Source organism: Enterobacter cloacae complex sp. HYC074_NIDB (genome assembly GCF_056673345.1).
On the sequence record NZ_CP114214.1, the window covers coordinates 712,745 to 726,957 of the forward strand.

The 14,213-nt window shown below is 55.3% G+C and carries 14 protein-coding genes and 3 pseudogenes; 8 read left to right on the top strand and 9 right to left on the bottom strand.

The window, feature by feature from the left end:
- Nucleotides 1–5 precede the first annotated feature (5 nt).
- From osmY to O1724_RS03495, 4 genes are all read left to right on the top strand, one after another.
- The gene (gene osmY, locus O1724_RS03480) at nucleotides 6–623 is read left to right on the top strand and encodes a molecular chaperone OsmY (RefSeq protein WP_003856559.1); all 618 of its coding nucleotides are present in this window, start codon (nucleotides 6–8) and stop codon (nucleotides 621–623) included.
- A 125-nt stretch (nucleotides 624–748) separates the two neighbouring features.
- A complete protein-coding gene (locus O1724_RS03485; RefSeq protein ID WP_003856556.1) occupies nucleotides 749–910 on the top strand; it encodes a DUF1328 domain-containing protein in 162 nt (53 codons plus the stop codon).
- A 122-nt stretch (nucleotides 911–1,032) separates the two neighbouring features.
- Entirely contained in the window at nucleotides 1,033–2,085 is a 1,053-nt protein-coding gene (locus tag O1724_RS03490; RefSeq protein ID WP_003856550.1) for a patatin-like phospholipase family protein, read from the top strand.
- A complete protein-coding gene (locus tag O1724_RS03495) occupies nucleotides 2,082–2,864 on the top strand; it encodes a TatD family hydrolase (RefSeq protein ID WP_023324123.1) in 783 nt (260 codons plus the stop codon). Before O1724_RS03490 ends, O1724_RS03495 begins: the two co-directional genes overlap by 4 nt.
- Here the strand turns inward: O1724_RS03495 and O1724_RS03500 are convergent.
- Nucleotides 2,859–3,719: a YjjW family glycine radical enzyme activase gene (locus O1724_RS03500; RefSeq protein ID WP_045342576.1), complete on the bottom strand. Its 861-nt coding sequence runs from the start codon at nucleotides 3,717–3,719 to the stop codon at nucleotides 2,859–2,861. The two genes, O1724_RS03495 and O1724_RS03500, sit on opposite strands and share 6 nt — an antisense overlap.
- The gene (locus O1724_RS03505) at nucleotides 3,694–5,229 is read right to left on the bottom strand and encodes a YjjI family glycine radical enzyme (RefSeq protein ID WP_126297216.1); all 1,536 of its coding nucleotides are present in this window, start codon (nucleotides 5,227–5,229) and stop codon (nucleotides 3,694–3,696) included. The genes O1724_RS03500 and O1724_RS03505 overlap by 26 nt, the downstream gene beginning before the upstream one ends.
- 262 nt (nucleotides 5,230–5,491) lie before the next feature.
- Here O1724_RS03505 and deoC point away from each other — a divergent pair, with 262 nt between their 5' ends.
- The 4 genes from deoC (at nucleotide 5,492) to deoD (ending at nucleotide 9,815) form a co-directional block, all read left to right on the top strand.
- Nucleotides 5,492–6,271 (top strand): deoxyribose-phosphate aldolase, encoded by a 780-nt coding sequence (gene deoC, locus O1724_RS03510; protein WP_214595427.1) that lies wholly within the window; start codon nucleotides 5,492–5,494, stop codon nucleotides 6,269–6,271.
- A gap of 99 nt (nucleotides 6,272–6,370) precedes the next feature.
- The gene (gene deoA / locus O1724_RS03515) at nucleotides 6,371–7,693 is read left to right on the top strand and encodes a thymidine phosphorylase (RefSeq protein ID WP_003856542.1); all 1,323 of its coding nucleotides are present in this window, start codon (nucleotides 6,371–6,373) and stop codon (nucleotides 7,691–7,693) included.
- 53 nt (nucleotides 7,694–7,746) lie between these two features.
- A complete protein-coding gene (gene deoB, locus O1724_RS03520) occupies nucleotides 7,747–8,970 on the top strand; it encodes a phosphopentomutase (protein ID WP_003856540.1) in 1,224 nt (407 codons plus the stop codon).
- Between the two features lie 125 nt (nucleotides 8,971–9,095).
- Complete coding sequence (deoD, locus tag O1724_RS03525) at nucleotides 9,096–9,815, top strand: purine-nucleoside phosphorylase (protein WP_003856538.1); 720 nt, start codon at nucleotides 9,096–9,098, stop codon at nucleotides 9,813–9,815.
- 40 nt (nucleotides 9,816–9,855) lie between these two features.
- Here deoD and O1724_RS03530 read toward each other — a convergent pair.
- The 7 genes and pseudogenes from O1724_RS03530 to O1724_RS03560 all read right to left on the bottom strand — a co-directional run.
- Nucleotides 9,856–9,954: pseudogene (locus O1724_RS03530) on the bottom strand (hypothetical protein); the annotation flags it as partial.
- Between the two features lie 86 nt (nucleotides 9,955–10,040).
- A pseudogene (locus tag O1724_RS03535) lies at nucleotides 10,041–10,379 on the bottom strand (FimD/PapC C-terminal domain-containing protein); the annotation flags it as partial.
- A 59-nt stretch (nucleotides 10,380–10,438) separates the two neighbouring features.
- Nucleotides 10,439–10,672: a hypothetical protein gene (locus O1724_RS03540; protein WP_003856533.1), complete on the bottom strand. Its 234-nt coding sequence runs from the start codon at nucleotides 10,670–10,672 to the stop codon at nucleotides 10,439–10,441.
- Nucleotides 10,673–10,749: 77 nt separating this feature from the next.
- Nucleotides 10,750–11,439, bottom strand: a complete 690-nt coding sequence (locus O1724_RS03545; RefSeq protein WP_003856531.1) for a DUF1120 domain-containing protein — start codon at nucleotides 11,437–11,439, stop codon at nucleotides 10,750–10,752.
- Nucleotides 11,440–11,496: 57 nt separating this feature from the next.
- A complete protein-coding gene (locus O1724_RS03550; protein WP_003856530.1) occupies nucleotides 11,497–12,183 on the bottom strand; it encodes a DUF1120 domain-containing protein in 687 nt (228 codons plus the stop codon).
- A 237-nt stretch (nucleotides 12,184–12,420) separates the two neighbouring features.
- Nucleotides 12,421–13,436 (bottom strand): annotated as a pseudogene (lplA, locus tag O1724_RS03555) (lipoate--protein ligase).
- A 39-nt stretch (nucleotides 13,437–13,475) separates the two neighbouring features.
- Nucleotides 13,476–14,120, bottom strand: a complete 645-nt coding sequence (locus O1724_RS03560; protein WP_003856526.1) for a YtjB family periplasmic protein — start codon at nucleotides 14,118–14,120, stop codon at nucleotides 13,476–13,478.
- Nucleotides 14,121–14,213 lie beyond the last annotated feature (93 nt).

Below are 14,213 nucleotides of genomic sequence, written 5' to 3' on the forward strand. Positions count from 1 at the left end.
AATCGATGAATATGACAAGACTGAAGATTTCTAAAACTCTGCTGGCTGTAACGTTGGGTAGTGTCCTGGTAAGCGGTTCTGCTCTGGCGGAATCCAGCACCATGGATAAAGCGCAAAGTTCCGCCAATACCGCAGGGGAAAAAATCGATAGCTCTATGAATAAAGTCGGTAATTTCATGGATGACAGCTCAATCACAGCAAAAGTGAAAGCCGCATTGGTGGATCACGACTCCATTAAGAGCACCGATATTTCTGTTAAAACCGACAACAAGGTTGTCACCCTGAGCGGTTTCGTTGAAAGCCAGACCCAGGCTGAAGAAGCCGTTAAAGTGGCGAAAGGTGTTGAGGGCGTAAGCTCCGTCAGCGACAAACTGCACGTACGTGACAGCAAAGAATCGTCCGTGAAGGGCTATGCCGGAGATGCAGCAACTACCAGCGAAATCAAAGCTAAACTGTTAGCTGACGACATCGTGCCATCCCGTATGGTGAAAGTTGAAACCACCGATGGTGTGGTCCAGCTGTCCGGTACGGTTGAGAATCAGGCACAGAGCGATCGTGCCGAGTCAATTGCGAAAGCTATTGATGGTGTGAAAAGCGTCAAAAACGATCTGAAAACGAAGTAAAGCAGTACCATTCGCCCGTAAGGCTTAAAACCGCGGGCGAAATAAAAACGATTCTGGAAAAGCCGGTGAGTGACCTGAGCGCTCACGTTTAGCGGCCGACATTAACTATGGTAAAGGAGAGGCTTATGTTTCGTTGGGGCATTATTTTTCTGGTTATCGCGTTAATTGCCGCCGCATTGGGCTTTGGTGGACTGGCGGGTACCGCGGCATGGGCAGCGAAAATTGTCTTCGTCGTCGGTATTATTCTGTTCCTGGTCAGCCTGTTTACGGGTCGACGTCGCCCGTAGCAAACGCAATATTTACTAAACAAACTCAAGCCAGTCCTCGTGACTGGCTTTTTCTCGTTTGAGAACCACCGGGGAAGTGCGTTACTGTGTCTCATCACAATAATGAAAACAGGAAGGCAGAGGTGGGGCAACGAATTCCCGTTACGCTCGGCAATATTGCGCCGCTGACGTTAAAACCGTTTCATGCAGGCCAGCTTGCGCTGGTCTGTGAAGGGGGCGGGCAGCGCGGTATTTTTACCGCCGGCGTGCTCGACGAATTTATGCGCGCGCAATTCAACCCGTTCGATCTCTATTTCGGCACCTCTGCCGGGGCGCAGAACCTCTCCGCCTATGTCTGCAACCAGCCCGGCTATGCGCGCAAAGTGATTATGCGCTATACCACCTCGAAAGAATTCTTCAATCCGGTACGCTTCGTGCGCGGCGGGAACCTGATCGATCTCGACTGGTTACTGGATGCCACCTCCAGCCAGATGCCGCTGGCCATGGATACCGCGTCACGACTGTTCGATACCGGCAAAGAGTTCTGGATGTGCGCCAGCCGTGGCGATGACTATTCGCCGGGTTACTTTTCGCCGCAGAAAGAGAACTGGCTGGATATCATCCGCGCGTCCAGCGCGATCCCGGGATTCTACCGCACCGGCGCGTTGCTGGAGGGGATAAGCTATCTTGACGGTGGTATCAGCGATGCGGTGCCGGTACAGGAGGCGGCGCGGCGCGGGGCAAAAACCATTGTGGTGATCCGCACGGTGCCTTCGCAGATGTATTACACCCCACAGTGGTTTAAGCGGATGGAACGCTGGCTGGGCGACAGCAGCCTGCAACCGCTGGTGAATATCGCGAAGCAGCATGAAACCACCTACGGCGCGATGCAGCGTTTTATTGAAAAACCACCGGGCAAGCTGCGCATCTTTGAAATTTATCCGCCGAAGCCGCTGTTGAGCATGGCGCTGGGCAGTCGGCTGCCTGCGTTGCGTATGGATTACAAAACGGGGCGGCTGTGCGGGCGTTACTTCCTGGCGACCGTCGGGAAAATGCTGGCCGAGCAACCGCCTCTTCATCGGCATAAAAGCATCATTTTGCCGCCTGCCGTTGTGGCCAATGACGCGGTGGCGATGCCGCTGGTGGACGCGCCGCAGGCCAACGATGGCTTACTCGATAACGAGGATCTGGCATGACGCACTGCTTTATCGATACCCATTGCCACTTTGATTTCCCGCCGTTTAGCGGGGAGGAAACATCCAGTCTTGCGCGTGCGGCTGAGGCCGGTGTGAGAGCCATTATTGTGCCCGCTATTGAAGCGGCGAGATTCGACAAAGTTCTGGCGCTTGCCCGGGGGCACGATGCGCTGTATGCCGCGTTGGGTTTGCATCCGATCGTTATTGAGCACCATCTTGATGACCATCTCGACAGGCTGAATGCCACGCTGCAAAACGCGGATATGAAGCTGGTTGCCATCGGTGAGATCGGCCTCGATCTCTATCGTGAAGATCCGCAGTTTGAACGCCAGCAGACGATTCTGGACGCGCAGCTCCGGTTGGCAAAGCGCCACGATCTGCCGGTGATCCTCCACTCCAGACGTACCCATGACAAACTGGCGATGCACCTGAAGCGCATCGACGTGCCGCGCAGGGGCGTGGTCCATGGTTTCGCTGGAAGCCTTCAGCAGGCGCAGCGTTTTATCGAGCTGGGCTATAAAATTGGCGTCGGTGGCACCATTACCTATCCGCGTGCCAGCAAAACCCGTGATGTGATGGCACAGCTCCCGCTGACCTCGCTCCTGCTGGAAACGGATGCGCCTGACATGCCGCTGAATGGTTTTCAGGGCCAGCCTAACCGTCCGGAGCAGGCGGCGCGCGTTTTTGATGTGCTGTGTGAGTTGCGTCAGGAGCCTGAAGATGTGATTGCCAGCGCGCTGCTGGAAAATACCCGAGCGGTCTTCGGCATCACGCTATAGATAAAGGGCCGGGCGGATCACCGTGATCTGCTGCCGTTCCAGGGCCTGCGCCAGCGGCTCGATGTCCTCCGGCGTGGCGCTCCGCCATCTCGCCGCCTCCCCGTAAACCCCATGGGCATGAAACGCGTTGATCCGCACCGGAACGTTCCCCAACGTGTGGATAAAAGCGGTCAGCGATGGCAGATGTTGCAGATAATCACACCGATCGGGGATCACCAGCAGGCGCAGCTCCGTCAGGCGATGACGATCGGCCAGCCAGCGGATGCTCTGCTTGATCAGCGTGTTTTCGCGCCCGGTCAGAAAACGGTGATGTTCATTGCCCCAGGCTTTCAGATCCACCATCGCGCCGTCAAACACCGGAAACAGCTTTTGCCAGCCGGTTTCGCTTAACAGGCCGTTGCTGTCCACCAGGCACGTCAGATGGCGCAGGGACGGATCGGCTTTGATTGCGGTGAAAAGCGCAACCAAAAACGGCAGCTGCGTGGTGGCCTCACCCCCGCTGACGGTCACGCCCTCAATAAACGGCGCGCACGTGAGAACCCGGGAGAGGATCTCCTCGACGCTATAGCGCTGCGCCATCGGCGTCGCCTGCTTCTGACACAGGTGCAGGCAGGTGTCGCACTGCTGACAGTGACTCTCCTGCCACCAGATGCGCCCGGCCTGAATCGTCAGCGCATCATGCGGACAGTGGGGTACACAGTCGCCGCAGTCGTTGCAGCGCCCTATCGTCCACGGGTTGTGGCAGGTTTTGCAGCGCAGGTTACAGCCCTGGAGGAACAACGCCAGGCGGCTGCCCGGCCCGTCCACGCAGGAGAAGGGTATGACCTGACTAACTAAAGCGCATCTGCTGTTCATGACTTATCACGCGCGGCTGACGTTCCAGAATACGGGTATTGCGCGCGGCCTCCTCGCCGAGCCAGGTGGTGTTGGTGCGCGAGCCGGCCTCCCGGTATTTCTCCAGATCGGAGAGCCGCACCATATAGCCGGTAACGCGCACGAGATCGTTACCCGCAACGTTGGCGGTAAACTCGCGCATCCCCGCCCTGAACGCGCCGAGACAGAGCTGGACCACTGCCTGCGGGTTACGTTTTACCGTTTCATCCAGCGTCAGAATGTCGCTGATCCCGGAAGCGTAGTGCTTGTGGTGCGGCGCAACGGCCAGCAGGTGGCTGATGGGATCCGGCTCGTCGCCGTAGGGCAGGCGCGCGCCCGGCGTGGTGCCCGAGTCAGAGCTGATCCCCGACTGCGCATGAAGCATCGCGCGCTGCTTCCAGCCGTGTTTCACCGGCGTGTTTTCGACAAACGCCGCAAGCTGTTCACTGATGCGGTAGCCCAGCGCATTGGCCTGTTCGTTCTTACCGTAACGTCCCGTAATGCCTGCTTTCTGGCACAGCACGTTCACCGCTTCGGCCAGACCGTACATGCCAAACATCGGCACAAAGCGATCGGCATCAATCAGCCCCTCTTTTACCAGGAAGCTATTCTCAAAGAAGCCGGATTGTTCATATAAAAAATCGCAGCGCGCATTAATGATCGCGATTTGTTGCTGGCAGTAGTGGGGAAGGGTACGGGTGAAAAAGTCTTCCGGTGAGCGGCTGTGTTCCGCAATCGCTTTCAGGTTTAGGCGCACCAGCGTGCTGCCGCCGCCCGCCAGCGGCAGGGAGTTGTAACAGCTCACCACGCCATAGCGACCTTTTGTGAAAATTTTATCATTCACCGGGCCATTATAAATATGCGGCTTACTACATTCACAAATGTTTTTCGCCACGCTCAGCAGCAGATCGCTGGGGGTTACATCCGGGTCGTAGATAAAGGTCAGGTTCGGCGCAACCTGCTTTAGTTCTGCATCTGCGCGAAGGATGGCTCGGGTGACAGGCGTATCCGCCGGGCCGATATTGGCATGCATAAACGCATCGGGCAGCGTTCTGTCCAGGTAACGCCAGAAACGTTTTATTCGGCTATCGATTTCATCCTGTGTTAGAATTTTAACATAGGGGCTGAGTATTTCATCGAGCTGGCCCAGATAGACCGGCATCGATGTGACGGACGGAACATGGTGATAAAGGATAGTGAGCAGCGAGAGGGCATCATCCAGATCTTTCGCCCCTTCCAGCTCCAGCCATTCTGAGCCGTTAGCCAGAAATTTAGCGTAGTCCGGCAGCACGTAGCGCGGTTTGTAAGGCGCATGGCCTTCGAACATGTCGCAGATGAATCCCTCGTTCAGTGCGGCGCGGGCCGCCTCTGGCAGAGCGGGATAGGGCAGATTGTTCTCCGCTTCCAGCGCCAGAAAATGACGTTTTTGTTCTGGGGTTAACACCGGGCTGGTCACAATGTGCTGGCAACGTTGTTGCAGGGCGTCGGGCATGTTCACTTCCTTGGTTGTTCTGCGGATAGTGAACGAATTGTAGGAAGCCAGCCTGGTGGCGCTTTTGATCAGAAAGGGGATATCGCCGATTTAGTCAGCAATTAACGCACTAAAATTTGAAGCAGATCTCATTACAGTAATGCAAATTTGCACACAGTTTTCATTAACTGTGATGAATGTCGAAGTGTGGATGCGGGTGAATGTTAGAATACTCACAGACCCGCAAGGTAAAATTTATACGGCACTGCCGTTGGAGAATGTTATGACCGATTTAACTGCAAGCAGCCTGCGCGCGTTGAAACTGATGGACCTGACCACCCTGAACGATGACGACACCAATGAAAAAGTCATCGCCCTGTGCCATCAGGCGAAAACGCCAGTGGGTAACACCGCCGCCGTTTGTATCTATCCGCGCTTCATCCCGATTGCCCGCAAAACGCTGAAAGAGCAGGGCACGCCGGATGTGCGCATTGCCACCGTAACTAACTTCCCGCACGGCAATGACGATATCGAGATCGCGCTGGCAGAAACCCGCGCGGCGATTGCGTACGGCGCAGACGAAGTTGACGTGGTATTCCCGTACCGCGCGCTGATCGCCGGCAACGAGCAGGTCGGTTTTGACCTGGTGAAAGCCTGTAAAGACGCGTGTGCGGCGGCAAACGTGCTGCTTAAAGTGATCATTGAAACCGGCGAGCTGAAAGAAGAGGCGCTGATTCGTAAGGCGTCTGAAATCTCCATCAAAGCGGGCGCGGATTTCATTAAAACCTCTACCGGTAAAGTGCCGGTCAACGCGACTCCGGAAAGCGCGCGCATCATGATGGAAGTCATCCGTGATATGGGCGTGTCCAAAACCGTTGGCTTCAAACCGGCAGGCGGCGTGCGTACCGCAGAAGACGCGCAGCAGTTCCTGGCGATTGCCGACAAGCTGTTCGGCGCCGACTGGGCGGACTCCCGCCACTACCGCTTCGGCGCGTCCAGCCTGCTGGCCAGCCTGCTGAAAGCGCTGGGTCACGGCGACGGTAAGAGCGCAAGCAGCTACTAAGTTGAATTGCCGGGTGGCGCTACGCTAACCCGGCCTACAGGATCGTGGGGCGGGTCAACATACCCGCCGCCATTCACCCGATTCCGCATGGAGGTTACCGTGTTTCTCGCACAAGAAATTATTCGTAAAAAACGTGATGGTCATGCATTAAGCGACGAAGAAATCCGCTTCTTTATCAATGGCATTCGTGATAACACCATCTCTGAAGGGCAGATTGCGGCTCTGGCGATGACCATTTTCTTCCACGATATGTCGATGCCTGAGCGCGTGTCGCTGACCATGGCGATGCGAGATTCAGGAACCGTTCTGGACTGGAAAAGCCTCAACCTCAACGGCCCGATTGTGGACAAACACTCCACCGGCGGCGTGGGCGACGTGACCTCCCTGATGCTTGGCCCGATGGTGGCAGCCTGCGGCGGTTACATCCCGATGATTTCCGGGCGCGGCCTGGGCCACACCGGCGGTACGCTCGACAAACTGGAAGCCATTCCGGGCTTCGATATCTTCCCGGATGACAACCGCTTCCGCGACATTATTAAAGACGTTGGCGTGGCGATTATCGGCCAGACCAGCTCTCTTGCTCCGGCTGACAAGCGTTTCTACGCGACGCGTGACATTACCGCGACTGTAGACTCCATCCCGCTGATCACCGCCTCTATCCTTGCCAAAAAACTGGCGGAAGGTCTGGATGCGCTGGTGATGGATGTGAAAGTGGGCAGCGGCGCGTTTATGCCAACCTATGAACTCTCTGAGGCGCTGGCCGAAGCGATCGTTGGCGTTTCCAACGGCGCGGGCGTGCGCACCACCGCACTGCTGACGGACATGAACCAGGTGCTGGCCTCCAGCGCCGGTAACGCGGTTGAAGTCCGCGAGGCTGTGCAGTTCCTCACAGGCGAATACCGTAACCCGCGCCTGTTCGATGTCACCATGGCGCTGTGCGTTGAGATGTTAATCTCCGGCAAGCTGGCCAAAGACGACGCTGACGCGCGCGCGAAGCTTCAGGCGGTGCTGGACAACGGCAAAGCGGCGGAGATCTTTGGTCGGATGGTGGCGGCGCAGAAAGGCCCGACCGACTTTGTGGAAAACTACGCGAAATACCTGCCCACCGCGATGCTCAGCAAAGCGGTCTATGCGGATAGCGAAGGCTTTGTCTCGGCTATGGATACCCGCGCGCTCGGCATGGCTGTCGTGTCTATGGGCGGCGGTCGTCGTCAGGCATCGGACACCATTGATTACAGCGTCGGCTTTACCGATATGGCCCGTCTGGGCGACAGCGTTGACGGCCAACGTCCGCTGGCGGTGATCCACGCGAAAGATGAAGCCAGCTGGCAGGACGCGGCGAAAGCGGTGAAGGCGGCAATATCTCTTGACGATAAAGCACCGGAAACCACACCGACGGTCTATCGTCGTATCACTGAATAGCGGTATACTGATCTGATCGCATTTTTATGAAGCACTAAGTACGGAGAACAATTATGAAACGTGCATTTATTATGGTGCTGGACTCATTCGGCATCGGCGCAACCGAAGATGCAGAACGATTTGGTGACGTGGGTTCCGATACCCTGGGTCACATCGCGGAAGCCTGTGCAAAAGGCGAAGCGGACAACGGTCGTAAAGGCCCTCTGAACCTGCCAAACCTGACCCGTCTGGGGCTGGTAAAAGCGCATGAAGGCTCTACCGGTAAGATCGCAGCCGGTATGGACGGTAACGCGGAAGTGGTGGGCGCCTACGCGTGGGCGCACGAGCTCTCTTCCGGTAAAGATACTCCGTCCGGCCACTGGGAAATCGCCGGCGTGCCGGTGCTGTTCGACTGGGGTTACTTCTCCGATCACGAGAACAGCTTTCCGCAAGAGCTGCTTGATAAGCTGGTGAAGCGCGCCAACCTGCCGGGCTACCTCGGTAACTGCCACTCTTCCGGTACCGTGATTCTGGACCAGCTCGGCGAAGAGCACATGAAAACCGGCAAGCCGATTTTCTATACCTCTGCTGACTCCGTGTTCCAGATCGCCTGCCATGAAGAGACGTTTGGCCTGGATAAACTGTACGAGTTGTGCGAAATCGCCCGTGAAGAGCTGACCGAAGGCGGCTACAACATTGGCCGCGTTATCGCGCGTCCGTTTATCGGCGACAAAGCGGGTAACTTCCAGCGTACCGGCAACCGTCACGATCTGGCTGTGGAGCCACCGGCGCCGACCGTGCTGCAAAAACTCGTCGACGAGAAAGACGGTCACGTGGTTTCCGTGGGTAAAATCGCGGACATTTACGCCAACTGCGGCATTACCAAAAAGGTCAAAGCGACCGGTCTGGATGCGCTGTTCGACGCCACCATCAAAGAGATGAAAGAAGCGGGCGATAAGACCATTGTCTTCACCAACTTCGTGGACTTCGACTCCTCCTGGGGCCACCGTCGCGACGTCGCCGGTTATGCTGCGGGTCTGGAGCTGTTTGACCGCCGTCTGCCAGAGCTGATGGAGCTGGTGGGAGAAGATGACATTCTGATCCTGACCGCTGACCATGGCTGTGACCCGACCTGGACCGGTACCGACCACACCCGTGAGCACATTCCGGTGCTGGTGTACGGCCCGAAAGTCAAACCGGGCTCGCTGGGTCACCGTGAAACCTTCGCGGACATCGGCCAGACGATTGCGAAATACTTTGGTACGTCTGACATGGAATATGGCAAGGCTATGTTCTAAACGGATTGGGTGAGGCCTGATGCCCTCACCCCGACCCTCTCCCACAGGGAGAGGGAAAACAGAATGTAGGCCGGGTAAGGCGCAGCCGCCACCCGGAAAAAACAACAATGTAAAAGGAACTGAAGATGGCAACTCCTCACATTAATGCAGAAATGGGTGATTTCGCTGACGTCGTATTGATGCCGGGCGACCCGCTGCGCGCGAAGCACATTGCAGAAACCTTCCTCGAAGACGTGCGTGAAGTGAACAACGTGCGCGGCATGCTGGGCTTCACCGGTACCTATAAAGGCCGCAAAATCTCCGTGATGGGTCACGGCATGGGTATCCCATCCTGCTCCATCTACACCAAAGAGCTGATCACCGATTTCGGCGTGAAGAAAATCATCCGTGTCGGCTCCTGCGGCGCGGTTCGCATGGACGTTAAGCTGCGTGACGTGGTGATCGGCATGGGCGCGTGCACCGACTCTAAAGTTAACCGCATCCGCTTTAAAGATCATGACTTTGCGGCCATTGCTGACTTTGACATGGTGCGTAACGCGGTTGACGCGGCAAAAGCGCTGGGCGTAGACGCGCGCGTGGGCAACCTGTTCTCTGCCGATCTGTTCTACTCGCCAGAAGGCGACATGTTCGACGTGATGGAAAAATACGGCATTCTGGGTGTGGAAATGGAAGCGGCCGGTATCTACGGCGTGGCGGCTGAATTCGGTGCGAAAGCGCTGACTATTTGCACCGTGTCTGACCATATCCGTACTCACGAGCAGACCACCGCTGCCGAGCGTCAGACCACCTTCAACGACATGATCAAAATCGCGCTGGAATCCGTTCTGCTGGGCGATAAAGAGTAATTTCGTTTTCTTCAGGGGGCAGGTTTGCCCCCTATGGTGCTTACTTCGTCAACACTTCCCACATCAAATTGCTTTCCAGCGTCACCGTATCACCTACGTAATTAAACTGGCGGTCACTCAGCACCGGGGTGAGGGTGAGCAGGCACTCATCGGCGGACCATGAGGCAGGCGTAAAAAGCGTAGCCATTAGCGAAAAAGTCATCAGTAAATGTTTACCCAGATGTTTCATTTACAGACTCCTTTAGCAGTTTCATAAAACGATTCTTTGTCCTGAGTCTCACTCAGGGATTAATCGATGCGGCAGATGCGTTGCATATTATCGTCAACGGCATAAAGTGCCGGGCTATTGGACATATCAGTGACAAAAACACGCCCGCTGTCCACCGCGCTGACCAGGTAGTTGTTTTTCTCATCCACGATACTGGTCCCTTTTGACAGTCACGAGCCGTCTGCACGTTTCACTTCGAGCATTACGCGACGGGTATTCAGTACTTTGAAATCCAGCTCCCTGAAGGCTGTATGGGCGACAGAAATGTTCTTAATGCCGTTGGGCAGATCCTGACTCAGGTTAAAGCCGATCCACATATGTTTATCGGTGTTTTTCGACGGGATACCCTCAAGGGTCACGCGTTTAACGTCACGCCTGTATCGTCAGGAAAATCGACAATGGTGATATAGATCAGGGCCGGGAAGGTGTCGGTATTTTTGACGTTCATGGTGCCGCTGTGGGTCGACTCTTCAATAACCAGCAGCGTGGTTTCTGGCACCATTCCGGCGGCATACGCCTGAGCAAAGAGAGCAGAGAATAATAACGGTGCGGCAATGGCGCACTGAGCGATCGTGGTTTTAACTGACATCAAGATTAATCCTTTAACCTGACAAAACACCTCCTCTGTTAAGAGGAGGTATAGTTCACACTTTATCGGGTTGATAATCAGAGATATTTAACGGTAATCGTGGCCTGACCATCCAGGTTGGTATCATCGGTAATCGCGAGGGCCGCGGTATTCTGAATCGCCAGAGAGGTTTTCAGCGGAAATACTGCGGTCGTGAAAGGCAGCGGCGCAGTGGTGCCGGAAGCGGCCACGGTCATCATTTCCATGTTGGCGTTTTTGATGATACCGGTAGCGGTTTTCTGCCAGGACGGGCTGTCCACGGTACCGGAGATAACGTCTGATTTCACGCCGTCGGCGGTGACGTTCGCCACATCAGCGAAGATGGAGTAAGCGCCAATTTTCACGCCGCCCGCGGTTTTGCCCACGCCGTAGGACTGGGTGGTGTCGGAAACGTTGCCGCCCGCCGCGTCTGCGGTGTTAATGGTGATCACAGAAGCACCCGGATGGGTGTCTGCGCGGTCATCGCTGATGGTCCAGCCAGCTTTAGTGGCTACCGGGCAGGTGATGGTCAGGGAGATATCTTTCTGACCCAACTGGTTAACGCTGGTCGCGGAGAGATCCGCCAGGTGGATAAGACCATAATCCACCTCGCCGCCGCCGCTTAACTGCGGGGTGCAGGCGGCAACGGAGAGTAAACCGGTCACTTTCAGTACGGCGGTAGAGGCGGCGTTAGCGGCAGTCGCGGAGAGGGCCAGCGCAACGGCAGTGGCAACTAAAATCTTTTTCATTGTTGTTCCTTAACAAATGCAGGCCATCACGCTCAGTTCACAAGCGAAATGAGCCAATTACAGATAATGCAAAGTGATGGTGGCCTGGCCGTCGATCGGGGTATCGTCGGTAATCGCCAGGGTGTCAGTTTTCTGCACCGCCAGCGCAACGCGCAGCGGAAATACGGCATTCATAAAGGGAACCAACGTCCGATCACTGCTATTTAGTGCGCTATACTGGATAGAACCGTCACTATGAGTGACGAGCTGCGAACCCGTATTCGCAAGTAACCACATTGGATCATCTGCTATCGCGGAATAACCTAATGCTTTGACGTTTCCATCTACGGTTACATTCGAATTCATACCCACGGAGTAAGCGCCGATATTGACGCCGCCAGCCGTTTTACCTACGCCGTACTGGTTAGTTGAACTCCATGCCTGATCGCCCGCGAAAGTGGCGTTATCGATGGTCATTTTCTTCATTGAATCTGCGTGATCATCGGTAATGGACCACGCTACTTTCGTTGCGGCAGAGCAGTTGATAGTCAGAGAAATATCTTTATAACCCAGCTGGTTATCTGCCGTTGCGGAGAGCGAGTTGATATATTTAGTGCCGAAATCAACGACAGCGCCATCGCTCAGCGTTGGGGTACAGGCGTTGTTGGTTAATACGCCTTTTAATTTTAATACCGCAGTAGAGTCGGCATGTGCAGTCGCAGAGAGGGTCATTGCAACAGCGGTTGCAATAATGATTTTTTTCATCGTTAATCCTTAACGTTCGAAACAGACGTGTGGAGAGGAAATAGAAAACTATTTCTTGCTGTCTATTATTCTAGAGGAAAAGTTAACTTTACATTAAGGAGTGTTAATTTTTGAATGTAATTCCCCTTAATATATAAGCTATAAATATATATTTTGTGTATGTTCCCTGTTTATTTATATACGTGTGTTAATTTTCAGGAATAAGGGAAGCGTATTCACTTCCCTTATGTGTTTTTATTAACGCACCGCGCCAGCGATCCATTGGGAGAGATCCCGTAGCTCGCGCTCGTGGTCCGGGAAATCCACCCACAGCGCTTCGCACGCCTGTTGCAGACTGTCTGCATGGTACAGACAGCCCTGTAAACGTGCGGCCAGCGCCTCCAGCGGTGCAGGATTGAGACTATCCGTAAAGACCTGCGTGCGGGTAATATGGCCCTTCTCCACGTCAAAGTGCAGCTCCACTCCTCCCCAGGTAAACCGTTCGTCCAGCAGGTGTGAAAAGGCCGGTGCCTGGCCGAAGTTCCACTCCCAGCTGCTCTGGCGCGCAAAGGTTTCCGCGAAGTTGGGCAGGTCCGGTGTTTTGTCAGGGAGATCACTTCAGCTTCTACCCGCTCACCGTAATGTTCGAAGAAGGCTTCACGGATCGCATCGCAAATCTGCTCATGAGTAATCCCGGGCAGCAGTTCCACCAGATTCGCCACGCGCCCGCGCACGGAGGTAATACCCTTAGCCTGTAGCTTTTTCTTATCTGGATTAAGGTAGTTAGCCAGACGGCTCAGATCGGCATTCAGCAATAATGTGCCGTGGTGGAATCCCCGATCCATCGTTTCGCGATAGGCAGAGCCGGATACCTTGCGGTCGCCATCGGGCGTTTTGACCACCAGATCGTTACGTCCCGAGGCTTCAGCCGTCACGCCAAGCGAATTGAGCGCATTAAGCACAATGGAGGTCGAGATGGTTTTGTCGTATTCCGGCTTGCCCGCCATAAAGGTAAAGCAGGTATTGCCCAGATCGTGGAATACCGCACCGCCGCCGCTGCTGCGGCGCGCCAGGCGGACGTTGTCCTCTTCCATACGGCGGGTGTTACACTCTTTCCACGGATTTTGCGCGCGGCCAATAACGACCGTATCAGCGTTGCGCCAGAGAAACAGGACGCGCTGGGTGGCAGGCATCTGGCGGAAGATGCACTCTTCTACCGCCAGGTTAAACCAGGGATCGTAAGAGTCAGAGATTAGCAGGCGTAACGTCGACATGGCAGAGTTCCTTTTCCGAATCATCCGCCTACTTTATCACTATTCTTTCTTCTCGCTCTCTTCCTCTTCGGGAACCGACTTGCTGGCGGTTAACAGGAACGGCGACTGCTGCCAGCGGGTGCGCTTGCCCTGGAGCAACGTACGTGCCAGTACCACGCCAATCGCCAGCGAGAGCAGCAGCATCAGGCGCAAAATATTGGTGGTGTTATCTACCTGTTTGGCTTCGGTTGGCAGGGTGTGGGTGTCGAGTGTCAGACGTAAATAGCCGAGCGGACCATTCTTGCCCTGAATGGGTTCGACGATTTGTTGGTTGAAATAACCACCGGCTTTTTTGCCATCCAGCGCCAGCCTGTCGCGCACGTCGACATGCTCACCCGCGCGGGCAATCAGGTCGCCCTGTTCATCGTACACGCCCGCATCCAGAATGCGGCTGTTTTCCGTAAGCTGGCGCAATACCAGGGCTATTCGCTTATCATCCGGCGTTTCGGTGCGCATAGACGGCGCAACGTTGAGCGTCACCTGGCGCGCCAGCGTCCGGGCCAGCTCCTCAAACTGCGGGTTACGCTGTCGTTGGTGATTCTGGCTAAACCAGGATGCCCCCTGCATCAGCGCCACTAATAGTGCGAGACAGATCAGGACAATCACGGCGCGATGAAGCCGGAATTTCAGTTTTGCGCGAGCCATATTCCACCTGCTTAAAATTTACGGCTTAATGTTGCCAGAAGTGATGGTTACAGGGTAGCCTCATGCGTTATTTTCCCTCTGGAACCTTCCGGC